Raw genomic sequence first — 23,080 nt, forward strand, 5'->3', positions numbered from 1 at the left:
GGCGGCTGCGGGCCGAAGCATCGATGATGCGACTCGGCACATGCTCGCCGTGTCTGGACGTTATCCGACAAATATCTCTACGTCATCGTCAGCGCTGTTGATCTTGTTGAGCTCATCGATAAGCCGATCGAGGCGCTCGAGGATCGCTTCGCGATTCGGCACTGACGAGACCCACAAGGCGCGCAGAGCCTCGAGTTCTCGGATGACGTCCGGCAGGTCGCTTCGCTCCACTGGGATTCCGGTCTCGAACAAGGGGACCCATTGGAGCCCGAGCGCCTCGGCCGCCGGCACCCAGAACTCCTTGAAGGTGGCCTGCGCAGCGACCGGGACGAGGCGATTCGACCTGGTGTCACCCTGCCGTGAAGTTGTCATCAGAACAACCGACATGGTCCCTCCATCTAGTTGCCCAATTCCGCAGTGAACGTCCAGTCAGGAAACTTCGCACCAGGTTTGCGATCTCCGTATTGACGGCAGTCTGGCCAGTTCGGACGGGTCTGGATCAGTCTGGCGCAAACGATGGTCTTCGCAACAGGTGCCGGCGCTGGGAACCGCTTAATTATCCGCTTCAAGCCTTCACCATCCCCATCTTCGGCCCGCTCACCTGGCGCGTGGACATTGCTCGATGGCGAGGCTCAACACCAACAACACGGGTGGGGCGAAGGCGCATGGGCCCGGCGAGCGGCTTCCCAGCCCCACCGGCGTCGGCATCTTCACGTCGCGGACGGATGCAGTGTGAGAGGGTCAGCCGCCCTCCAGAATCCATCCTTGTGAGATCTGGCCGGGCCAGTGGCCTCGGAGCCGTATCAACGCGGTAAGGCCCTCCTGAATTTCGTCGATCTCGTTACTGTAGATGACAATTCCATCGATCAAGAGATCAAGCTCGACCGGTTCCCCGTGTTTCACACCCATCTCGTCGGCGTGGTGGGCAGAATGAACGGATTTGCCGCGTGTGAACGTGCCCACGATGAGGCGACCTGTCACATGTGCCCCGTCGGCGGTCGTCTTTATGCCGTAGACCTGGAATTTTCCCATATCATCTAGTACGCCGAACATGTTGAAAGTTGTCTAATTCCGACAGGTTATGCAGCCTTCTGGAGCAGCCGCTGAGCCGCCTCAAGACTCTGGATGGCTGCGGCGCGCCGGAGGTCGAACAGATTTCTCCTGGCGCCGATGTAGCGCGCGCGGTGTCCTTTCCGCGCTGCGATGTGGGCGAGCGCATGCTCCACAGCTGTCCGCTGCCGGAGCACGGCGCGCCCTGGCCCGGTCTGCTGCAACTTCCGGAACTTGCCCTGCAGAGCTTCATCCTCGGCGATGGACACGGTCCGCCCTCGCCCCGACGCAGCTTGCGTGCACTTGGCTCGGAGGGGGCACGCGGCACACTCCTCAGGATCGGACTCGACCGTATCGCCCGGTTCGAACACCTCGATCCGTCCCGCTGGACACGTGATTGTCTTGGCGCGCAGTTCGATCTTGAAGTCGCGCTTGCTGAATAAATCGGGGCTGCGAGCCCGCTGCCCCCAAGGCTTCGAGAACACCTGGCCGCCCGCTCGGATCACGTCGTCGACGACGGGACTGTTCACGTAGGCGCGATCGATGTGCAGCTCACCGAGGCGTAGCCTCTGATGCTGGACGTCCTTGGCGATCGGCGCAACCCCCTCCTCTTCGGGCCGATTCGCCGGCGTGACCGCGCAGGCGACGATGACCGGAAGGTCAAGGTCGCGCGCGATATGTTCCTTGTAGCCGTCGAACCGCTTCGAACGGCTCTTGCGACCGTGACTCATCTCGGCGTCTTCAATGGAGACACGGCGGTCAGGCGCAACGCCTTGCCGGATGCGAACCGTCCCATCCTCGGCTGTTTCCATGTCCTGGTCTCGAACCTGTGTGACCGCCTCCAGATAGGTGCGAAGCGGCTGCTCGACGACGTCGTCCAGGTGGCGGTCGACCCACTGCTGCAGCGACGAGACCTGCCGCTCCAGGCTCTGAATCGCCGCCGCCTTCTGTTTCGGGTCGCTCCAGTCCAGGTCGAGCCCGGCCTTGATGCTGGGAACCAGAAGCAGCGGGATGCCCGCCTTGCGGCAGATCTCCTCGGGCGGACGCTCGGTGATCTTCGACACGACGCGGACGATGCTGCGGGCAGCGTGGCCGAGCAGGTTGATCGTGTCTTCAACCCGCCCGGCCCCCGCTAAAGGGCGGCTATCGATCGCCACGCGCAGCGCTTTGGACACCGCGCGCCTCTCGCCCTCCGTCATCGCGCCGGACCGAACGAGCGCCACGGTCCGCTCCAGCAGCACCCGATCCATCTCGTGCGCGACCATCCGCTCCCGAAACGCTTGCAGCGCGCCCTGCGAGAACGCGGGCGTGGCCGCACCCAGGCAGCCGAGCACCATTTGCCAGCGCAGGTCGACGACGGACAGTTCCACCGCCTCGGCATCCGATGCGCCGACGTAGCCCTGCAGCAGTGTGACCATGCACATCAGCGCCGGCGAATGCGGCGGCTCGCCTGCGCCCACCGAGACCAAGCCGGCCCGGATGCGCGTGAAGGCGACCGGCGAGCGGCGACGGACCGGGCCGCCGAAGGGGCAGCCGCGCCCCAAGGCCTACGGTTCGGGTGTGCGCACCCGCACCGTGCCCGCGCTCGACGCGATCTACGAGCGCGAGGGGATGCCGCCGATCGCGCCGCTGTTCGACGGGGAGCTGCGGATGCTGCGCCAGCAGAAGGCGCTCAAGCACGTCGCGCAGACCAGCCGTCCTCAGCGGCTGCCTCGTCGCGCAGCCGCAGTGCGACCGCCCGAAGCTGCCGGCGCTGCCGCCTCGTCTCCGCGGCCCATCCGGGGGGCGCCCGCCCGGCAAGCGCCGGTGACAACGCGGCGATCCACGTCCACCCAGACCCCTTCTCCCGGCCGGAGATCGACGTGAATCGTTGTCCCGAGCTTGACACGTTCATAGGTAAAAGTACTGCTCGGTGTAGTTCCTGAGGGCCTGCGCATCGTTCGCGTGGGGCAGCGCCTGGATCGGCAGGTCGTTCTGGTCGCGCTGCACGTCGGCGAGCCCGCCCGCGTGCTCTCGTCCCGTCGCCTCGATCAGGCGGTAGACCGCGTCATAGACGTACTGCGCGTTCGGTGACACCATGGCGTTGTTGAAGAACACCGTCTGCTGCGCGCTGTCCTTGATCTCGACGATGTTCCCGACGGGGTCGTACGTGTACGTCAGGTTCTGGAGAACGGCGCCATCCGAGCTGCGCGTCGTCCGGAGGCGCGCGAGCCGGAAGGTCGGCGGATCGTACGTGTACTCCGTGGACGTGCCGTTGCCGTAGTCGATCCGCTCTCGCTGGCCCTTCGCGTCGTAGTCGATGTTGTCGACGAACGTCGTCCATGCCGCCGCGTCCCGGATGCGCACCTCGATGCGTTCGAGCTGGCCCGCCTCGTTGTAGGTGGGCTTGATCTCGCTCGCATCCGGGTCCGGCGCGATCAGGCGCGTCGGCCGGTTCAGCGCGTCGTACTCCGTCTGCGTCTCGAAGCTCTCGGCCTCGAGCAGCGGGTCGGCCGCGGCGGCGATGGCCGACACGTCCGTGAGCGCCGAGAGCACCGACCAGTCGGCGCCAGCATGCACCTCGCTGCGCAGCCGGCGCGACGCCTGCAGCGAGTTGCCCTTGAAGTCGTACGCCTGGCTGGTCACCACGCCCGCGCCATCATACACCTGGTACGGCCTGCCGCGCAGGTTCAGCGCCGTCGCCTACGGATGCGCTTCGCCGTAGACGTAACGGCGCGCCAGCCGCTCGCTGCCCGAGCCCAGCCGCACGTGCTCGTGCGTCGGCCGGCGCAGCGCATCGTACGACGAGCGGTAGACGAACCCTCGCCCGTTCCAGGCCCGCAGCCGCTGTCCTGTCGCGCCCGCCAGCATCCACCGCTCGCCGCCGTCGTTGCTCTTCTGATAGAGCAGCTGCCTGCCCAGCCCGAAGCGATGCTTCATCGCCTCGTTGTCACTCGCGTCCGTGATCAGGAGCGGCTGCCCCTCGATATCCAGCGTCGTCTGGGTGATGTACTCCCCCTCGGCCCCGTTGTCCGCCACCGCTCGGAACACCCGCCCCAGCGCGTCCAGGTGGCTCACCGCCGGCGTCCCGGCGTGCGCGGCGGCCAGCTCGGCCGCACGGCGCTCCGGATCGCCCGCCGGTAGCGCCTGGCGCGCCGCGTACCACGCGCTCTCCAGCACCGTGTCGTTCGGATCGTGCGACGTCTGCTTCCACGCATCGAACACCACCCGCGAGAACGTGCCGTTCGGCAGGTCGGTTCGGATGAGCCGGCCGAGCGGATCGTACCGCAGGATCGGCGTGACCCCCCACTCCACGAGCTCCGCTTCGTCCTCGTACTCGTTCGTCGCGATGAAGAACGGCTCGTACTGCTTGACCGGATTGCCCTTGTTGTCCAGCACCGTGCGCCCGGTCCCGACCCAGCGCGACGTCGCATGCGAAAAGACCAGGTCGCCCTGCGCGTCGTGCACAAGCGCGCCGTTCGCGTCGCGCTCGGGCGCGAGCCCCGGCTCCGCCTTCACCTTGCGCAGCACCTCGTTGCCCGAACCGTCCGAGTAGCTGTACGTGTCCAGCCAGCGCAGGTTGCCCGGTCCGTGCTGCTCGCGGGCGCGGGCGTGCACCACGCTCGGCTTGCCGGTGAGCTGGAATCGCTCCAGGTCATACGCGAACGTCGCCGTCGGGTCGGCGGGCGTGTCGCCTTGGCCAGCCCCCGGCTTGCCCATCACCGCCAGCAGCGTGACCCTCCCCAGCGCGTCGAAGCGCACCTCGCTCACGTTGCCGTTTGCGTCCGTGAGCTGCCGCGGGGCGAGGATGCGGTACTCGGGGACGGCTTCCACGAGATTACTCAGCGGATCGGTCACCGCCGTCACGAGCAGGCAATACGGGTCATAGGTGACCTGTGACGCATTGCCAAAAGGATCGACGAACGTCGTCGGCAAGTAGAAGTGAGCCGCCGAGGGCACCGCCCGCCCTGAGGACACCCAGTAGTCCGGATCGTCCGGGAGCTGGAGATAGCCGCCCTCCGCGAGCATGCCGCTCGTGACGCGGGTCCCGAACACGGACGTGATCAGCGAAGGCGTGAGGACCCTGGCGAAGCTCTCGTAAACGAGCGCCCTGCCCCCGACCTCGCCGAACGGCAGCGGCCCCGTGAGATCGTCGCTCCAGTACCTCGTGCGCGCGTGCTGCAACAGGCGCTTCTGGAACGACCCGCCCGGCGTTCCGTCGTAATCGAGGTGCGTCGCGGCGTCCACCGCGTCGAAGACCGCCTGGAACGTGAGCACCCCCTCCGCGCCGAGCGGCAGGCCGTGCAGCTCGTAGGTCCGAGTCACGGTCGGGACCCCGATCCGATAAGCACCCTCCTCGTCCGGGACCAGGTGCTTCACATCATTCGCCGTCAGCGTCGCCTTCCCCTGCTCCTGCTCGGGGAACGCCGACCACGCCGCCCGCCGTCGATACCCGATCTGCGCCGCCCGCATGACCGCACCGTAATTGTCGACCTCCAGCGTGAGCGTGTGCGCCACGCGCGGATCGCTCTCGCTGCGCTCGTAATGGTACTCCAGCGCCTCGCGCGCATGGGCGAAGAACACGGCGTGCGCATCCCCCACCGCGGGCTGGATGCGCCGCATCGCGTAGCTGTGCTCCTTGACGACGTACGGACGCGGCTCCTCCGCCGACCCGTCGAGCGCATAGATCTCCTGGCGGAGCGGCCGCCCCTTGAGCGCCCGGCACGCCTCGCGCATCTCGACGGCGCCCAGATCCTCGCGAAGCAGCGTATCCGCCAGACGGACCGCCTCCGCGTCACCGGAGTAGTACTCGCTCTCGTACTGCGCCGAGATCTTCGCCCCCTCGATCCAGGCGCCGGTATGGAACCACGTCTTCGTCAGCACCGGCGGCAGGTACAGCTCGGGATCGGCGTTGGCCGCGGGCGGCGCGAAGCCAGCCCCGCTGAACGCCGAGAACGACTCGGTGTCCCGCTGCTCCACCATGCCGAAGCCGCGCATCTCCCGCTCCACCCCGTCGTAGTCGCCGTGGTGATAAGCTGTTACCGAGCACGGCACTTGATGGACAGCAGGCCCTCGGCGATCCGGCTCTTTGATGGGAGGGGCGCGTAAGTACGCGACACCTGGTCGACGTGGATCGGCGGGCGCCACCTTCGATGATGGGCTCGCGTTCGGGCGGATCCCCCGCCCGAACGCGTAGTTGCCTCACGCTGGGGATCCCCGGCCGTGTCAAGGCTGCCCCGCAGGGGCACCGCCGGAGGCGGCCGCAGGGCCTTGACATGGTCGGGGATTCCCAGCACGCCATCACGTAGCCGGATCGCACGCCCATCAAAGAGCGTGCTCGGTAACAGGCGGAAGCCGCGCTCCGCAGAGCGAGCAGCGGCCGACATCTCGAATCCAATCGTCATCGTTGTCCTTTCGGCCGGGGGGGATCTCCGGCGCGAGCTGGGACATCGACGCGGCCGCGGCTTGTGTCACCCCGTGATGCGTCACTTTCTGCGCGGAGAACTTGTCCCGCTGCCGGTCGCGATACCGCGCCTGGTGAGCGGCATGGAGGCGGCGAGCGCGAAGCTGCGTCTGGTAGGCGGCACCGGCGCGGCGGAGCGACTCACGACGCTGGAGCGGGCAGCAGTCGGGACAGAGGCGCTGGCCGCGTGCCAGTTTGCAGCCTCATGGGGCCACCTGACGGCGTTTTTTGCAGGGTCATGGGGCCACCCCAATTGCAGGAGGATGGGGCCACCCGCGCGGGGGCGTGACCCAGTTTTTTGCAGGGTCATGGGGCCAGCTTCCGAGGTTTTTTGCAGCCTCATGGGGCCAGCTCGGGACGCCGCGGTCGGGATCTGAAATGGGCTCCTTGCGACGACGGCGCGGGTCGCCGTCGGAAGGAGGCCGATGCCCTACCGAGAGCTGATCATGGTTGACATCAAGGAGATGCTCCGCCGTCGTGCGGCGGGTCAGAGCGCGCGTCACGTGGCGCGCGAGACGGGGTTCGACCGCAAGACGGTCGGCAGGTACTTCGATGCCGCAGCGACGCTGCCCCTGCCGCGCGGCCGCGAGCCGACGGACGAGGAGATCCACGCCATCGCCCAGCGTGTACAGGCGCGCCCGGTGCCCGACGCCAGTGAGGAGTGGCAGCAGATCGGCGCGCATCGCGCGAGCATTGAGGCCTGGCTCACCCAAACTCGGCCGCTGAAGCTGCGGAAGATCCACACGCTGCTCAAGCGCGACCACGGCGTCAGCGCGAGCTACTACACGCTCCGACGCTTCGCCAAGGAGGAGCTGGCGTGGCGTAAAAAGACGCCGACGGTTCGCGTCGCGGACACCGAGCCCGGCGAGGTCGCGCAGGTCGACTTCGGCCTGATGGGCAGGCTGTTCGACCCGACGACGCAGCGGGTTCGCAACCTGTGGGTGCTGGTGGTGACGCTCGCGTACAGCCGCTACCAGTTCGTGTGGCCGTCGTTCGAGCAGACCACAGCGGCGGTGTGCGCGGGCCTGGATGCAGCGTGGAAGTTCTTTGACGCGATGGCACGAGTGATCCTCCCGGACAACATGAAGGCCATCGTGCTGCGCGCCGACGAGCTCGCCCCGGTGCTCGTGCCCGCCTTCCTCGACTACGCGCAGACGCGCGGGCTGTTCGTCGATGCCGCGCGCGTCAGGTCGCCCAAAGACAAGGCGCGGGTAGAGAACCAAGTCGCCTACGTGCGGGAGAGCTGGTTCGACGGCGAGTCGTTCACGAGCCTCGACGAGGCGCGCACGTCCGCCGAGCGATGGTGTCGCGACGTCGCCGGCGCGCGCGTCCACGGCACGACACGCGAGGTGCCGCGCGAGGTGTTCGAAGCGCGCGAGAAGAGCGCGATGAAGCCGGCGCCGGCAGAGCCGTTCGACGTGCCGCACTGGACTGACGCGAAGGTGCACCCCGATCATCACGTGCAGGTGCTCCGGTCGCTCTACAGCGTGCCTACGCGCTACGTCGGCAGCACGGTGCGCGTTCGCGCCGACAGCGTGTCGGTGAGGATCTACGCCGGCACGGAGCTCGTGAAGGTGCACGCGCGCGTCGCGCCGGGCAAACGCGCAACCGACCCGAGCGACTACCCCGCGGGCAAGGACGTCGCGGCGGTGCGTGACGTGGCCTCGCTCGTCGCGAGCGCGAAGAAGTGCGGTGCGCACGTCGGCATCTACGCCGAGCGGCTGCTCGACGTGCCGCTCCCCTGGACGCGCATGCGGCTCGTCTACGCGCTGCTGCGGCTGTGCAACAAGTTCGGAAGCGGGCGTGTCGAGGCGATTTGCCAGAGCGCGCTCGCGTTCGATGTCGTCGACGTCCAGCGCGTTGCGCGCATGCTCGAGACGGCGAAGACGCCCGCATCACCGTCGACCGATGAGCGCAAGGTCGTTGCGCTCCCCACGCCGCGGTTCGCGCGCAGCACCGAGCACTTCGCGACACGCACGCCGGCGGCTGCCGCGGCGAAGGAGGAGGCGTGATGAGCTCCAGTGACGTCGACCCTGCGCTCGTCACGGCGCTCAAGCGTTTGCGTCTCGGCCGCATCGCCGCGACGCTACGCGAGCGCCTCCTGCTCGCCGAGAAGCAGTCGATGGGACACGAGGAGATGTTGCTCATGCTGCTGACCGACGAGATCGCGCGCCGCGAGGCGAGCGCGACGGAGAGCCGCGTGCGCGACGCCGGGCTCAATCCCAGCATGCGTCTGGAGCTCTGGGACAAGACCGCGAAGGTCAGCTTCGACAAGCGTCTGCTCGGTGGGTTCACGAGCCTGCGCTTTCTCGAGGAGCACAAGCACATCGTCATTCTCGGCTCGGTCGGCGTGGGCAAGACCTTCCTTGCGAGCGCGCTCGGACACCTCGCGTGCCAGCACGGCTACAGCGTGCGCTTTCTGCGCGCCGACGCGATGCTGCGCAGGCTGCGCCAGAGCAGGCTCGACAACTCACGCGACGCCGAGATGGTCGCGCTCACGACCGTCGACCTGCTCATCCTGGACGACTTCGCGCTCGAGGCGATGAACAAGGAAGAGAGCCGCGACGTGTACCAGCTCTTCCTCGAACGTACGGGCAATGCATCGATGATCGTCACGAGCAACCGCGATACAGCCGAGTGGATCGCGATGTTCGACGACGTGCTACTCGCGCAGAGCGCCGTCGATCGGTTCAAGAACGCGGCGTTCGACTTCATCATCGAGGGCGAGTCGTACAGGCCACGGCTCAAGCCGAAGCTCGACGAGACCAACACGGCTCCGCCACTGCCCGCGCGCAGCAAGCCGCCAACCCACCCACGCAGCAAGCGGCGATGACCGCTGCGGCCCCGGCGACGAGGTCACGCCCGGGGCCGCGCCTCTGACCCCTCGCTCCACTCGGCGCGCCTGGCCCACCCTCGTCGACGTGACCGCGGGCGCCGCCGGGGGCGGGGTGGACCTTCCTGCTCGTGAGCGTCGCGGACCCTGCACGGGAGCCTACAGGGGGCCTCGGTGGCCCCATGACCCTGCAAAAAAGAGAGACGTCGCCGGTCGCTTCGCGCCCGGCTCGGGGACCTCGACACGCTTCGCGGTCTCGGGCATCGTCGAGACCGATCACGTCGTCTCCCCCTGGCCCCATGACCCTGCAACGTGGTGGCCCCATGACCCTGCAACGTGGCAGCCGCGATCGCAGCGACGGCAGAGGCGAAGCTGGACGCGGCAGCGGGCGCAGTGGGCGAGGCGTAGGCGGACGAAGGCAACGGGCTCCATGCCGCCGCCTTCTGGACCTGGAGCCCGGCTTGTGATGAAGGTGGTGGACTGCGGCAGCGCGGAGCTCCAGAAGGCCCGAGGGTGGCAGCCCTCGGGCCTTCGACTTTTCGGCGGGCGTAACGTCTACGCGCGGAGGCGAGCGTGGCCCAGATCGGCGTGGGTGCCGGCGGTGAACGGTGAACGCTGGCGATCATGGGGTCGCGCTCTTCACCGATCGGACGCGGGACGCGATGATCACCGACAGCCCTCGTCGCGGCCCTCGCGCTCGCCCGCGACGCGCTCACCGCGCGCTACCCGGGCGACCCGGATCCACTTTGCCCTCGCCTCTACGCCGTCGACGTCGTGCTCCACCACCTCGATCGGCTCGACGACGCTCTCGCTCGCTATCACGCCGTCCTCGATGGCCATGACCGCCTCCCCCTCCGCATCGACTGAGCGCGCCGGCGCTCTGCGACCGCCGCAGTCCACCGGCGCATCGCCTCGCTGCGATCGCGGCGAGCGGAGATCCAGCTCGATGATGGCCACCACAGAGCCGGATCGTCCGGCCATCAAACAGCCTGCTCGGTAACACATAGCAACCCGGATGGGTCACCACGCCGAGCCTTTCTTTTAAGGCGTTCCGTTCACAGCGCCGGATTTCTCACGCCTCGGATCGGCATCGTAGGCGGGAAATCCATGCCGAAGACTTGTTCCGGAGTTCAGCGTCCAGGGAAGACGCTACCAGCGTCAGGATGCCGCCAGGCCATGGATCGCGATGGGTCATGGAGCATTAAGCTGCGCCGTAGCGTATGCACCCTCATGGTGCACGATCCACAGTCGCCTGTCCACCGGAGCGCAAATGATGACATCGCACCCCGAAAAGACTCGCTCAGAGAATTGGTCAGAGTACCACGCCTGGAAATCTTCAAATTGAGACGCAGATATTGCAAACGCGCCGCTTCCCTCTTTGAATGAAACATCTGTAACCACGACCAGCTCGGTGTCCGGTGACAACGAAGAGAGCCCGAGGAGCTTCGCCATGGTGTCATCATCTTCGATACCCGTTGGGATGCGTGTCCACTGAAGAGTACCGAGCGCATCGTCAATTGCATCTGGAACGATCGACGGAAGTCTCGATCCGATCATCGACTCAATCTGTCGCGCGGCCACGCCCAAATCAACTATGTTCATTGCTCTCTCTTTCGCGACGCCTGCCGACATACATTACATAGCACCGAGCCACTACCTATGATCAGGCTTATAATTCTCCCACCCTTCAATAAACGCCTTCTGCACCGTTTCCCAACCACCTTTGCCCTTCGGATCGGGCACCGCAACCTGCACTTTAACGCACGGTCATTCGTTCGTGGTTTTATGACCTTCTAGATTAAACTCAATCTTCTTCTTACCATCCGGACTTATCCAATAGTTCGTCTTGAATTCCGTCCAAGCATCAAGCCTGCCACCAGCCGCCTCTTCAGCGATTGCGAGGAGTTCATCTTCGTTACTAACCAAGGTGCGAATCACAGATTCGCGAGCGGAGTTCTTTATCGTCTTTGTGCGGGCTTCCGCTTTGAAAGCAGGCTTCGCGGCGTCTGACGCAGGCTTCGCGGCGCCCGGCGCTGCAGAGCCACCCTTGCTTTGCGCCGCCGAGAGGTCATCCGCGGCGCCCAACGGAGCCCCCGGAGGCGCCAACTTGGGACCGGATATCGCAGCGACGTCGGCGCCCACCCCTGGGATTGCTTTCGGGCTCGTGCCGCCCAGGGGCACGACCGCTTCCCCGCCGCCGACGGCCGCTAGCGGCGGACGGGCTACGGGACCAGCCATACCCATGAACATCCCTCTAAGAGGAGCGCCGGCGATAATTGCATGGGTAACTTGTCGACCGTACTCCTTGGCATCTCCAGAACGAGCGGCCGCTTCTGAGGCTTGGAGCGCTTCGCCTATCTGAGCGAACGGATTCAGGACATTTATGGCCGCAACAGCGCCGTTTACGCCACCTCCCTTCCTCTCGTAGCGCTCCTTCGCGGCTTCAGCGAGATTCGTCAATACTGCCTTGGGATCATTATTGAGTAGCGCGAGCCCGCCCAACGTCTCTTGCGCTGCTACCCCCGCACCTTCTGCCATACTTGCGACTTCCGTCGCCTTGTTGGCAACGAATTGCTTGAATCGTTCCCAATCGGACGATTCTGCGCTCTGGCTTCCGTTCGGATCGAGCAGTCGAATTGGATTGCCTCGTACGTATTTGTAGAGTCCAGGCCCATCGGCATTGGCCCCTGCTGGGTCCGCGCTCGTCCACGTCCCGAGCCACGGCGCGTAGTATCTTGCCCCGTAGTAGTAGAGCCCCGTCTCCTCGTCCTTCTCCTTGCCTATGTACCCGATAGCGTTTGAGGCTCACCTCCGCGGCACTTCTGGCCGACCAGTACGCCGTCGTCCCATACGGGTGATACTCCTCGTACCCGATAACGAGCCCCGCCCCGTCGACCTCCAGCGACGCCGACCCGAGGTGGTTATCGAGCTGATACCGCACCCGCGGCGTCACCGTGAACGGCCCCGAGGTGTCGACCGTCTTGGTCTCCACCATCGCCACCCGCCGCTCGCCATCCATCACGTGCAGCGTCTGCCGCTCCAGCACCAGCCCCGACCCGCTGCGCCTCCGGTACACCTCGTAGCCGCCGAGGTAGATCCGCTCGTCCACAAGCCCGTTGTGCTCCCACACCTTGCGAACGCGCTGGCCCGCAGCGTCGTAGTCGTAATAGACATCGCCGCCGCCGTCGAGGTCCGTGCTCCGCACCTGGTCGTTCTCGTCCCAGGTCAGCGCCGTGATGTGCGGCATCGACGTCATGTTGCCGTGCGCGTCATACGCATAGGTGCGGAACGGCCCGTTCACCGGGTCCCCGGTCGTGCTCGTCAGCCGGTTGTTCGCCGTCTCCTCGTCGTACGCATACCACCGCGTCCAGCTCCCCGTGCCCGCCTGGTGCACCATCCTCCGCAGGTTGCCCACGGCGTCATAAACGTACTGCTCGGTATAGTTCCTCAGCGCCTGCGCGTCGTTCGCGTGCGGCAGCGACTGAATCGGCAGGTCGTTCTGGTCACGCGGCGCGTCCGACAGCCCGCCCGCGTGCTCTCGCCCCGTCGCCTCGATCAGCCGGTAGACCGCGTCGTACACGTACTGTGCGCTCGGTGACACCACCGCGTTGTTGAAGAACACCGTCTGCTGCGCGCTGTCCCCGATCTCCACGATGTTCCCGACCGGGTCGTACACATACGTGAGGTTCTGCAGCACCGCGCTGTCCGAGCTCCGCGTCGTCTTCAGGCGCGAGAGCCTGAACGTCAGCGGGTCATACGTGTACGCCGTCGAGGTGCCGTTGCCATACTCGGTCCGCTCGCGCTGCCCCTTCGCGTCGTAATCGATGTTGTCGACGAACGTCGTCCACGCCACCGCGCCTCGAATCCGCGCCTCGACCCGCTCCAGCAGCCCCGCCTCGTTGTACGTCGGCTTGACCTCGCTCGCATCCGAGGCGGTCAGGCCATCCGGGGCGGTCAGGCTGGTTGGGCGGTTCAGCGCATCGTACGCCGTCTGCGTGCCGAAGCTCTCGGCCTCCAGCAGCGGCTCGGCCGCCATCGCGATGGCGGACACATCCGTCAGCGCCGACAGCACCGACCAGTCGGCGTCCGCGTGCACGTCGCTGCGCAGCCGGCGCGAGGCCTGCAGCAGGTTGCCCTTGAAGTCGTGCGCCTGGCTCGTCACCACGCCCGCGCCATCATACACCTGGTACGCCCTGCCGCGCAGGTTCAGCGCAGTCGCCTGCGGATGCGCTTCGCCGTAGACGTAACGGCGCGCCAGCCGCTCGCTGCCCGAGCCCAGCTGCGCCTGCTCGTGCGTCGGCCGGCGCAGCGCATCGTACGACGAGCGGTAGACGAACCCCCGCCCGTTCCAGGCCCGCAGCCGCTGTCCTGTCGCGCCCGCCAGCATCCACCGCTCGCCGCCGTCGTTGCTCTTCTGATAGAGCAGCTGCCCGCCCAGCCCGAAGCGATGCCGCATCGCCTCGTTGTCGCGCGCGTCCGTGATTACGAGCGGCTGCCCCTCGATATCCAGCGTGCTCTGCGTGACGTACTGTCCCGCGGCGCCGTTGTCCGCCACGGCGCGGAACACCCGCCCCAGCGCGTCCAGGTGGCTCACCGCCGGCGTACCCGCGTGCGCGGCCGCCAGGTTGGCCGCGCGGCGCTCCGGATCGCCCGCCGGCAAAGCCTGCCGCACCGCGTACCACGAGCTCTCCAGCACCGTGTCGTTCGGATCGTGCGACGTCTGCTTCCACGCATCGAACACCACCCGCGAGAACGTGCCGTTCGGCAGATCGGTCCGGATGAGCCGGCCGAGCGGATCGTACCGCAGGATCGGCGTGACCCCCCACTCCACGAGCTCCGCTTCGTCCTCGTACTCGTTCGTCGCGCTGAAGAACGGCTCGTATTGCTTGACCGGATTGCCCTTGTTGTCCAGCACCGTGCGCCCGGTCCCGACCCAGCGCGACGTCGTGTGCGAAAAGACCAGGTCGCCCTGCGCGTCATGCACGAGCGCGCCGTTCGCGTCGCGCTCGGGCGCGAGCCCCGGCTCCGCCTTCACCTTGCGCAGCACCTCGTTGCCCGAGCCGTCCGAGTAGCTGTACGTGTCCAGCCAGCGCGTGTTGCCCGGTCCGTGCTGCTCGCGGGCGCGGGCGTGCACCATGTTCGGTTTGCCGGTGAGCTGGAATCGCTCCAGGTCATACGCGAACGTGGCCGTCGGGTCGGCGAGCGTGTCGCCCTCGCCGGCACCCGGCTTGCCCATCACTGCCAGCAGCGTGACCCTCCCCAGCGCGTCGAAGCGCACCTCGCTCACGTTGCCGTTTGCGTCCGTGAGCTGCCGCGGGGCGAGGACGCGGTACTCGGGGACGGCTTCCACGAGATTGCTCAGCGGATCGGTCACCGCCGTCACGAGCAGGCAATACGGGTCGTAGGCGACCTGCGACGCATTGCCGAACGGATCGACGAACGTCGTCGGCAAGTAGAAGTGAGCCGCCGAAGGCACCGCGCGCCCCGAGGCCACCCAGGTGTCCGGATCGTCCGGGAGCTGGAGATAGCCCCCCTCCGCGAGCATGCCGCTCGTGACGCGGGTCCCGAACACGGACGTGATCAGCGAAGGCGTGAGGACCTTGGCGAAGCTCTCGTAAACGAGCGCCCTGCCCCCGACCTCGCCGAACGGCAGCGGCGCCGTGAGATCGTCGCTCCAGTACCTCGTGCGTGCGTGCTGCAACAGGCGCTTCTGGAAGCCCCCGCTCGGCGTCCCGTCGTACGCGAGCGTCGGCACGTTCTCCGCCGCGGCCGCCGCGTCGAAGACCGCCTGGAAGCCGAGCACCCCCTCGGAGCCGAGCGGCAGGCCGTGCAGCTCGTAGGTCCGCGTCTCGGTCGGGACCCCGATCCGATAAGCACCCTCCTCGTCCGGGGTCAGGTGCTTCACCATGTTCTCCGTCAGCGTCGCCTTCCCCTGCCCCTGCTCGGGGAATACCGTCACCGCCGCCCGCCGGCGATACCCGATCTGCGCCGCCTGCATGACCACGCCGTAATCGTCGACCTTCAGCGTGAGCGCGTGCGTCACGCGCGGATCGCTCTCGCTGCGCTCGTAATGGTACTCCAGCGCCTCGCGCGCATGGGCGAAGAACACGGCGTGCGCATCGCCCACCGCGGGCTGGAGACGCCGGATCCCGTAGCTGTGCTCCGTGACGACGTACGGCCGCGGCTCCTCCGCCGAGCCGTCGAGCGCATAGATCTCCTGGCGGAGGGGCCGCCCCTTGAGCGCCCGGCACGCCTCGCGCATCTCGACGGCGCCGAGCCCCTCGGGAAGCAGCGTGTCCGCCAGACGGACCGCCTCCGCGTCGCCGGCGTAATACTCCCTCTCGTACTGCGCCGAGATCTTCGCCCCCTCGATCCAGGCGCCGGTATGGAACCACGTCTTCGTCAGCACCGGCGGCAGGTGCAGCTCGGGATCGGCGTTGACCGCGGGCGGCGCGAAGCCGGCCCCGCTGAACGCCGAGAACGACTCGGTGTCCCGCTGCTCGACCATACCGAAGCCGCGCATCTCCCGCTCCACCCCGTCGTAGTCGCCGTGGTGGTAGGCATACGTGGTGACGAAGCGGTGGCGCGAGATCGCATCGAACACCTCGACGCGCTCGATGACATGGACCACGAACGGCAGCCTCGTCACCCACCGTCGACCAGCGACCATGTCGGCCAGGTAGAACTTCGTCGACGGAGCATAGGTCACCGTCGTGGTCCTTCCGAGGCTGTTCGCGATCGAGGTCAAGAGGTGCGTCTTCTTGCTCCCGAGCAGATCGATGTAGCGCACCCGCGGGCGCGCCCCGGGCAGCGACGAGGCCCACACCAGGCACCCGGTCCCGGAGCCGAGCAGATCGATCACCTCGACCGACGCCAGATCGCTCACGTCGGGAAGCTGCGGCAGGATCACCGGCGAAGCCAACGTATTTCCAGCGTTGTTCGCATAGAAGCGCACGCCGTCCGGGTGCAGGTAGACGATATCGGTCGTCCCCGAGCCGTCCACGTCGGCGAGGCGGATGCGCTTCGGGTCGAAGCGGCCCTCGTGGTCGAACCGCACGCTCCCGCTCATCTGCACCTTGGCGCCGAAGCGGCAATGGCCGAGGTTGGGCCAGTAACACACGTTGCCGTTCCGGATCCGCACCAGGTCCACCAGCCCGTCGCCGCTCATGTCGGCCAGGAAGATGCTCTGCGCCGCGTCGGCGAAGACGAGCGACGGCCCGCGCTCCTCGTCGCTCGGGCGCGCGATGGTGATCGGCTGGTCGAAGCCGCCCTTGGCGAGCGATGGATACCACGTGAACGTGTCGGGCCCCGTGATCAGGATGTCCTCGTGCCCGTCGCCGTTCAGATCGATGAGGCGGACGTTCGGGTCGCTCCAGTCGACGTTCGGCTGCGACGCGAACGGGCGGAACGGCGCCCAGCCCGCGTCGGTGCGGTCGAAGTAGCCCGCCACCGGCCGCTCGAACACCACCCTCTCCTTGCGCCCGTCCCCGTCGACGTCGAGCAACTGCCCGCCGGAAACGGCCGGGCGAGTTTGCAGCGGCCGCGCCGCGGACAAGAGGCCCCCGCCAAGGTTCTGCTTGTAATAGAGGACCTCGCCCTCCTCGATCAGAACGCCGGGAAGCGCCTCGCCGTCGAGATCGACCCACCGCCGCCCCGTCCCCATCGTGCCGCCCGGCAGGTCGCGCAGACTCTCGGGGTCGAGCGACTTCACCTCGCGGTGAATCACCGGCGCGCTGTACGTGAGCGCGATCGGCGGGAGTGCCTCGCGGCTGTACGCCTGGGTCTGCGGATCACGGATATATCCGGCCTGGATCGCGGTAGCGAGCCGCGTCAGGTAAGCGTTCTCCACGTACGTGAGGTCGAGCGACCGCACGAGGCACGGCGTCTCGCCGAGCTCGGACATATGGTGAAACATCAGCACGCGACGGCAGAGCCGGTACGTGCGGATCTCGAAGCCGGCGCGGTACACCGAGAACGGGTCCTGGCGGACCAGCCACGGGGCGCTCCCCGCGGGCGTGGGCGCCACCTCGTCGTGCTCCCCATAATCGAAGACGACCTCGAACACGCAGCTCCCCGCGTCGCCCGGCACCGTGTTCCCGTAACGGACGCGCTTCAGATAGCGGTTCGCCACCGCCGCACGGCCGGCGTGGCGGTGGCTCTCCGCGGCCTCGTCGCGTGCCACACCCATCAGGTCTTCTGCTTTGTAGTCGTAGACGACGACATTGCCCTTGTCGTCCCGCGTCTCCTCCAGCAGCCACGAGAAGATGCGCGCAGGCCTCGCCGGGTCGGCGATCCGTGCCTCCGGGCTCCGCCCGTAGACGCTCGTTATGTTGTCCGGCGTCGTCGCCGTCCAGTACACGTTCCCACTCGCCTTGGCCTCGCGGCGCTCGATCCGCGCGAACGCGCCCTCCACGCGGGGACGGTAGCGGATGACGCGCTCGCTCTCCGTCTCGTACCGGTCGAGCTCCGCGCCGTCGAGCGACCTGGCCGGCACCAGATCCTCCGCGCCGGACAGGACGAACACATCGCTCTCGTGCGCGTCGTCGTAACGGGGAAGGCCCTTGTCGGTCTTTCGCGTGATGCGCGGGATCGACAGCTGCCAACCGGCGCCGAACGGGCCATTGCCAGCCCCGGAGTCGTACCTCACCGCCAGTGCTGGCCCGAACCCCGCGCGGCCGGGGCTCAACGGCAGCGGGATCGAGAACGAGCCTGTGCCCGTCACCGGGTTCGCGGAGAATTTCTCATCCACCCCGCGGATCGCGCCGCCGCCCTTCGGCAGCGCGGGCGCGGGCAGCTCCGGCGCCCTGGGCGCGCCGGGGAGGCCCTTCGGAGCCTCGGTGTTTTTACCAGACCCCTCTCGGGCGAGGGACGCTGGATCTCGGCTCTTGCCGCGGGCTCCGCCGTCCGGCGCGGCCGGTGACGCTGCCGGAGCAGCGGTGGTTTCCTTCTTGGGCTCACGAGCGTTCATCCGTCTCCCTCTTCCCATGGCAATGGGCGGCCCACGCGCCCGGAGCGACTCGCTCCGGCACGACGGCGTCGGCCGCCAAGTCCGAGAGCGGCGCCGGGCCAGACGCCGCTCAGGGACGTATCGGATCTTCCACCGCCCCGTTCCCGTTGCCCGGCCCCCCCGGGAACGACGGCTCAAGCCCTCGGAGGCCAGCGTTACTTGTAGAACACGTTCACGATAATGGTGTTCGCTCCGGGCGCGGAGGTGTTGTTGTCTGCCGCGGTGGCGCTCGCGCCGATACCGATGCCGTTCGTGAACGCGATGCCGTTCGTGTGCTCGGTCGAGACCACCTGCCCGGCCGGCACCATGAGCGTCAAGGCAGGCTGGGTCGTGCCGACCGTCGGGGCCCCGGCCGTGTTGTAGAGCTTCACGAACGCGTCGGTCGAGCTCCAGTTGGCCAGGTACCAGCCGAACACCTGCCCGGCGGAGCTCTTCACGCTCTGCCCCGTGGTGCTCAGTCCGACGTTGCGGTAGATGGAGAGCCCGCCGGAGGTGGCCGGCTTCACGTTGACCGCGCCCACGGTGTTGGTTCCGGCCGGGAGCGACCCGACCAGGCTCACCGGCAGCGGATTGCTCTGCGAGACGTCGACGGCCGCGCCGTCCGCGCCAGTCTGCACCTTGGCGCGGAGGACGTGGACGCCGAGGATCTCATCGGTGGAGAGGAGCACGCCCGCTCCCTGAGGAAGAGTGATGTTGTCCGACATGGATGCTGACTCCTTGGTGAATGATCGCAGCGCCGTCCTCTACGATTGGGAATGCGGCGAGAGGCTGTACTCGCAGAGCAGGTAGATGTCCTGGAGCGTGTCGTTCAGCCGGTTGCTCGTCGTCCTGAGATCGCCCGCGATATCGTCGACCTTGTCGCTGCTCGCGCTGAGCGTCCAGGTGCCGAGATCCCACGAGCCGCCGGGCGGGCTCATGCTGGCGCCCTTGCCCGTGTTGCGCGAGACGCCGTCCGGATAACCCGGCAGCGCTATCGTGCTCGCCGCGGCGCCTGGCGGCGCCACGCCGACCTGGAGCGCAGTGCCGCTCGTGTAGGCCACCTTGCCGTTCCACCGCGCGTAGAACGTGACGCTCGTCAGCGCGATCTTCCGGGCCGCCGGCGCATAGGGGAACATCTCCCGCGTGAGCGGGATCGAGAGCTCCTGCGCCACGACCGGGTCCGAGGGCGCCGCCATGAAGCGAGCCCACTCGGCCGGCAGCTCGGACCGCAGGCTGAAGATCCGGCGGCGCACCGGCGGGTTGGTGACATAGTAATCCTTCGCCGCGCCCGCAATGGTGGTGTTCGCGCGGGCCGTGTAACGGATGTGCAGGATCACGTCGCTCACCGCCCCGATGTCGAATCGGTTGTTCGCCGCAGGGAGCCCGATCCAGTAGGAGCCAATGACGCCCGCTCCCTCGAAGGGCAGATACCGCTCGTCGCGGAGGTTCGGCTCGAACAGGCCCGCGTCGTTCACCCCTCCGCTGGTCGCGATCACCTCCGTCAGCGGCGAGAGATCCGTCCGGAAGTTCACCGCGTCCGCGTACGACCCGCCGGTCACCGCCTTGTCCTTGCGCACCTTCGTGCCGCTGAGCCTCAGCGTGCAGCTCACGCCGGCGTACGGGCCGGTCACCGTCGGGATCGTGACGGCGACCGATTTGATGCGCCGGAAGTAGTGACCCGGGTAATCGAGATCGAACACCTCCTCCGGCAGCTCGATCTCGCACTCGCCGGTCTCTCGGAGGTGCATCAGCTGCTCGGGCGCGACCTCGGCGAGCGAGACGTGCTTCACGAGCTCCGCCTCGCGCGGCGTCTTCTCCAGGAACGCGACCTCCAGGCGGCGGAGGTCGTGCTGGAGCCGCTCCCCGGCGAGCAGGCCCTGCTTCAGGCTGTCCCAGGCCCCGAAGCGCACCATGGCGGGCGTGCCATCGAGCGTGCCGAGCTCGAACCGGAGCGCCCGCTCCGCCCGCTTCGCCATGTCGTAGGCCAGCGTGTACGTCTGGTAGTGGACGGTCGCGAGCTCCGCCACCATCCAGTCGTACAGCTCCTCGTTCGTGCGCTTCCTCTCGTGGAGGAACGCCAGCACCTCGCGCGCCTGCTCGGCCTGGCGCTCGTGGTTCCTGAGCTCCATCTCCGCGACCGCGGCGCGGATCTTCGCGCCGGCGATCTGCTTCTCCAGCCCCTGCATCTCCTTCGCCGCGAGCCGCTCTTGCAGCGCCCACTCCTCGGCGCGCCGCTCGTACCCGGCGAGCGTGGCCGCGAGCGACGCGCCCTCCCGCAGCGCGCCGGCCACCATGGAGAGCGCGTGCGACGCCGCCTCGATCGGCGCGCCCGACGCCTGCCCGCCGATCGTCGTGATGGCCACCGGGCTCCCCATCGAGCCCGCAGCGCCGAACGTCGTCGGCGGGACGGCCTCGACGCCGGGGGCGACGGCGGCGATCCCCTGCGCCACGAGCCCGAGCTCCATGCCCTCGACGCTCAGGGCCAGCGCGCTTTCCTCCGCGGCGCTCATCCACGGCAGGCCCGCGGAGTGGTCGCGGCGGAGCCTCGCCGCCTCGTGCGAGCGCTCCAGCGCGGCGAGGCTCGCCTGGGCGTCCGCGACCTGCTGCGCCTTGATCTCCCGAACCGCCGCGAGGAGCTCGACCTCGTGGCCCGAGCGGAGCCGCGCGAGCGCCTCGCCGTCCTTCTTCTCCATCGCGGCGAGGAGCGCGCCGCCCAGCCCAGACACCGCGCCGCAGAGCTCCATCGCCTTCGCGAGCACCACCTGGAAGCGGTAGGGGAGCCGCGCGGAGCTCGGCTCGTCGAGCACCGTCGCGAGATCCACGCCGAGCGCCCTGGCCTGCACGAGCAGCATCGGATCGATGGGCGGCTCGAACAGGGGCAGCACCCGGGCCACGCCCTCGATGGTCATCGAGTGCCGGATCTTGAAGAGCCGATCGGCCACCGTGTCCCAGAGCGCCGAGAGCGCCTCGTCGCGGGGCACGCAGAAGTACAGCTCGCCGAGGTCCGGCACGGGCTCGAACATCGCCTTGCTCGGCGTCTTCATCAGCGAGCTGACAACGAGGCTCTCCGCCTCGACGCGGGACCTGGCCCCGACCACCGGGTCGGAGAGGTCGCCGAGCCCGAGCGCCTCGAGCTGCCAGTAGTTCCGCGGCGCCACGGTCTCCTGCCGCTCGACGCGCTGCGGGCGCCGGCCGAGGAGGCTGCTGGCGAGGATGTAAAGCTGCGTCGCCTCGTTGATCGCCTCGATCGTCTCGCGCCGGAAGAGCTGATCACCCCAGGCGATCAGGTTCTCGACGTACTTCATCACCACCGCCTTCTGGTAGGCGATCGGCCGCATCCGCGCGATGAGGTGCGGGTTGAACGGGTCGCTCCGCCACGCCTCGATCTGCGCCGAGAGCTCTTCCTTCTCCGGCGGGTCGGCCAGGTTCGTCAAGAGCGAGCCGAACAGCTTGGCCATCGGGCTCTGCTGCGCCGCTGGCACCTCCCGGAGCTCGTCCTCGATCGAGGCGAGATCCCTGTTCTCGCGGAACGGCCGCACGTTCCAGAAGCGCCCGGGCGCCGGGGTGGGGTCGCCCGTGGTCGGGTCGAAGATGTAGTGGAACCAGCGCTGCGCCTCGGCGTGCCGGCCGCTCCGCATCAGCCGTAGGGCGATCAGGAACGGGGCATGGAAGAACAGCTCCCAGTTGTAGACCGAGTATGCCCCCCGGAACGAGAAGTCGACGTCCTCGATCGGATACGGCTTGAGCACGTTTTCGGGGTCCGGGTGGTACGTCTCGGCGAAGAAGTCGTCGGCGCTGAGCTGGAGCGGCTCGGTCGGGCGGAGCGACCATTGGAGCAGCCCGTCCACGCCGGCGCGCTGCAGCTCCTTCCGGAACAGGCAGACGTGGGGGTGATAGAAGGACGTGAACCGGTATCGCTTCGCGTCTTGGTAGACATGCGCGATGGACGTCTCCTCCGGCGCCCTCCTCACCCACGGGGGCAGCGTGGCCGACAGGCCTTCCCGGCCGAGCACCTCGTCGTCCTTGTCGACGTCGTTGAACGGCGTGATCCCGGGCTGGATCTTCGAGGCATCGTGATATTCAGTGTGCTCGGACAGGACGAGCTCGGCGAAGAACGTCGAGCGAGCGTCCTTGTAGAAGAAGAACGGCGCGCCGGCTGCGGCGCTGTCCGTCGTGTCGCCCGTGATCTCGCGCGGGATGAAGGCGCGGAACGGGGTGGCGCTTCCGAACAGCTTGAGTCGAAGAGGGTAGTCGTCGAGCGTGATCGGAACGGTCAGGCCGGCCGCCCAGGCGTTGGAAATCACGAGTTGCCGGCGTAGCTCCGCGGAGTGCGGGCGCGCCGGCAGAAAGTTCGTGACGTTCGGCGAATCCACATCGGTTACCCGGTAATTGGTGCCCTCCAGCACGCCGCAGGCGCTCCGCGTGAAGTGCCCGACACGATAGGCGAGGGTTGGGGCCCACCGTCGCTGTCGGTCACGGCCACGGCGAGGAGATCCGTCGTGACCTCCTCGCTGTCCCACGCCTCGATCCGCACATCGGCGACGCCGCGATCGTTCTTGGCTCGCACGACTCGACCGGATAGTTGATACACGCCCATAGGAGCTCCCTTCGATTCCATGGTCAAAAATCCCTAGATCGGCGCTGTGCCCAGTCGCCAAAATCGACGCGCCGTGTCGTTGGCAGTGAACAGCGGAGACGACGACGAAAAGAGCCGGTCATGGCGCCTGCGGCGCGACGATCCACGCGCCGCTCGCCCCGAGCGAGCTCT

The 23,080-nt window shown here is 67.7% G+C and carries 13 protein-coding genes and 2 pseudogenes; 3 read left to right on the forward strand and 12 right to left on the reverse strand.

All coding sequences use genetic code 11. The annotated features are described in order from the left end of the window. Positions 1-60: 60 nt before the first annotated feature. From WME82_RS34680 to WME82_RS34690, 3 genes are all read right to left on the reverse strand, one after another. Positions 61-387 (reverse strand): hypothetical protein, encoded by a 327-nt coding sequence (locus WME82_RS34680; RefSeq protein ID WP_438038795.1) that lies wholly within the window; start codon positions 385-387, stop codon positions 61-63. A gap of 354 nt (positions 388-741) precedes the next feature. Beyond that, complete coding sequence (locus WME82_RS34685) at positions 742-1,053, reverse strand: hypothetical protein (RefSeq protein WP_438038796.1); 312 nt, start codon at positions 1,051-1,053, stop codon at positions 742-744. Between the two features lie 26 nt (positions 1,054-1,079). Further along, complete coding sequence (locus tag WME82_RS34690; protein WP_438038797.1) at positions 1,080-2,468, reverse strand: transposase; 1,389 nt, start codon at positions 2,466-2,468, stop codon at positions 1,080-1,082. On the opposite strand from WME82_RS34690, the gene WME82_RS34695 reads away from it, so the two are divergent. After that, a complete protein-coding gene (locus WME82_RS34695) occupies positions 2,467-2,916 on the forward strand; it encodes a hypothetical protein (RefSeq protein WP_438038798.1) in 450 nt (149 codons plus the stop codon). The two genes, WME82_RS34690 and WME82_RS34695, sit on opposite strands and share 2 nt — an antisense overlap. Before the next feature lie 24 nt (positions 2,917-2,940). Here WME82_RS34695 and WME82_RS34700 read toward each other — a convergent pair whose 3' ends face one another. Together WME82_RS34700 and WME82_RS34705 are read right to left on the reverse strand one after the other, a co-directional pair. Then, positions 2,941-3,678 (reverse strand): RHS repeat domain-containing protein, encoded by a 738-nt coding sequence (locus tag WME82_RS34700; RefSeq protein ID WP_438038799.1) that lies wholly within the window; start codon positions 3,676-3,678, stop codon positions 2,941-2,943. A gap of 54 nt (positions 3,679-3,732) precedes the next feature. Then, on the reverse strand, positions 3,733-6,084 hold the full coding sequence (locus tag WME82_RS34705; protein ID WP_438038800.1) for a toxin TcdB middle/C-terminal domain-containing protein: 2,352 nt from the start codon (positions 6,082-6,084) through the stop codon (positions 3,733-3,735). A gap of 834 nt (positions 6,085-6,918) precedes the next feature. Here WME82_RS34705 and istA point away from each other — a divergent pair. Beyond that, on the forward strand, positions 6,919-8,505 hold the full coding sequence (istA, locus tag WME82_RS34710) for an IS21 family transposase (RefSeq protein WP_438038801.1): 1,587 nt from the start codon (positions 6,919-6,921) through the stop codon (positions 8,503-8,505). Next, positions 8,505-9,326: an ATP-binding protein gene (locus WME82_RS34715; protein WP_438038802.1), complete on the forward strand. Its 822-nt coding sequence runs from the start codon at positions 8,505-8,507 to the stop codon at positions 9,324-9,326. The genes istA and WME82_RS34715 overlap by 1 nt, the downstream gene beginning before the upstream one ends. A 666-nt stretch (positions 9,327-9,992) precedes the next feature. Here WME82_RS34715 and WME82_RS34720 read toward each other — a convergent pair. The 7 genes and pseudogenes from WME82_RS34720 to WME82_RS34750 all read right to left on the reverse strand — a co-directional run bounded on the left by WME82_RS34720 (position 9,993) and on the right by WME82_RS34750 (position 22,616). Further along, entirely contained in the window at positions 9,993-10,166 is a 174-nt protein-coding gene (locus tag WME82_RS34720) for a hypothetical protein (RefSeq protein ID WP_438038803.1), read from the reverse strand. Between the two features lie 351 nt (positions 10,167-10,517). Then, complete coding sequence (locus WME82_RS34725; RefSeq protein ID WP_438038804.1) at positions 10,518-10,928, reverse strand: hypothetical protein; 411 nt, start codon at positions 10,926-10,928, stop codon at positions 10,518-10,520. A gap of 165 nt (positions 10,929-11,093) precedes the next feature. After that, entirely contained in the window at positions 11,094-11,864 is a 771-nt protein-coding gene (locus WME82_RS34730) for a hypothetical protein (RefSeq protein WP_438038805.1), read from the reverse strand. 135 nt (positions 11,865-11,999) lie between these two features. Next, positions 12,000-12,119 (reverse strand): annotated as a pseudogene (locus WME82_RS34735) (RHS repeat-associated core domain-containing protein); the annotation flags it as partial. A gap of 3,187 nt (positions 12,120-15,306) precedes the next feature. After that, positions 15,307-18,312, reverse strand: a pseudogene (locus WME82_RS34740) (SpvB/TcaC N-terminal domain-containing protein); the annotation flags it as partial. 176 nt (positions 18,313-18,488) lie between these two features. Then, the gene (locus WME82_RS34745) at positions 18,489-19,037 is read right to left on the reverse strand and encodes a hypothetical protein (RefSeq protein WP_437740792.1); all 549 of its coding nucleotides are present in this window, start codon (positions 19,035-19,037) and stop codon (positions 18,489-18,491) included. Between the two features lie 39 nt (positions 19,038-19,076). After that, the gene (locus tag WME82_RS34750) at positions 19,077-22,616 is read right to left on the reverse strand and encodes a hypothetical protein (RefSeq protein WP_438038806.1); all 3,540 of its coding nucleotides are present in this window, start codon (positions 22,614-22,616) and stop codon (positions 19,077-19,079) included. Positions 22,617-23,080 lie beyond the last annotated feature (464 nt).

This window comes from Sorangium sp. So ce128, assembly GCF_051525245.1.
Classification (GTDB): domain Bacteria; phylum Myxococcota_A; class Polyangia; order Polyangiales; family Polyangiaceae; genus Sorangium; species Sorangium cellulosum_B.

What these genes read in the sequence shown, in the direction of transcription:
- WME82_RS34680 (WP_438038795.1), bottom strand. Translation starts at nt 387, where the DNA reads ATGTCGGTTGTTCTGATGACAACTTCACGGCAGGGTGACACCAGGTCG.
- WME82_RS34685 (WP_438038796.1), bottom strand. Translation starts at nt 1,053, where the DNA reads ATGTTCGGCGTACTAGATGATATGGGAAAATTCCAGGTCTACGGCATA.
- WME82_RS34695 (WP_438038798.1), top strand. Translation starts at nt 2,467, where the DNA reads ATGCACATCAGCGCCGGCGAATGCGGCGGCTCGCCTGCGCCCACCGAG.
- WME82_RS34690 (WP_438038797.1), bottom strand. Translation starts at nt 2,468, where the DNA reads ATGGTCACACTGCTGCAGGGCTACGTCGGCGCATCGGATGCCGAGGCG.
- istA (WP_438038801.1), top strand. Translation starts at nt 6,919, where the DNA reads ATGCCCTACCGAGAGCTGATCATGGTTGACATCAAGGAGATGCTCCGC.
- WME82_RS34715 (WP_438038802.1), top strand. Translation starts at nt 8,505, where the DNA reads ATGAGCTCCAGTGACGTCGACCCTGCGCTCGTCACGGCGCTCAAGCGT.
- WME82_RS34720 (WP_438038803.1), bottom strand. Translation starts at nt 10,166, where the DNA reads ATGGCCATCGAGGACGGCGTGATAGCGAGCGAGAGCGTCGTCGAGCCG.
- WME82_RS34725 (WP_438038804.1), bottom strand. Translation starts at nt 10,928, where the DNA reads ATGAACATAGTTGATTTGGGCGTGGCCGCGCGACAGATTGAGTCGATG.
- WME82_RS34730 (WP_438038805.1), bottom strand. Translation starts at nt 11,864, where the DNA reads ATGGCAGAAGGTGCGGGGGTAGCAGCGCAAGAGACGTTGGGCGGGCTC.
- WME82_RS34745 (WP_437740792.1), bottom strand. Translation starts at nt 19,037, where the DNA reads ATGTCGGACAACATCACTCTTCCTCAGGGAGCGGGCGTGCTCCTCTCC.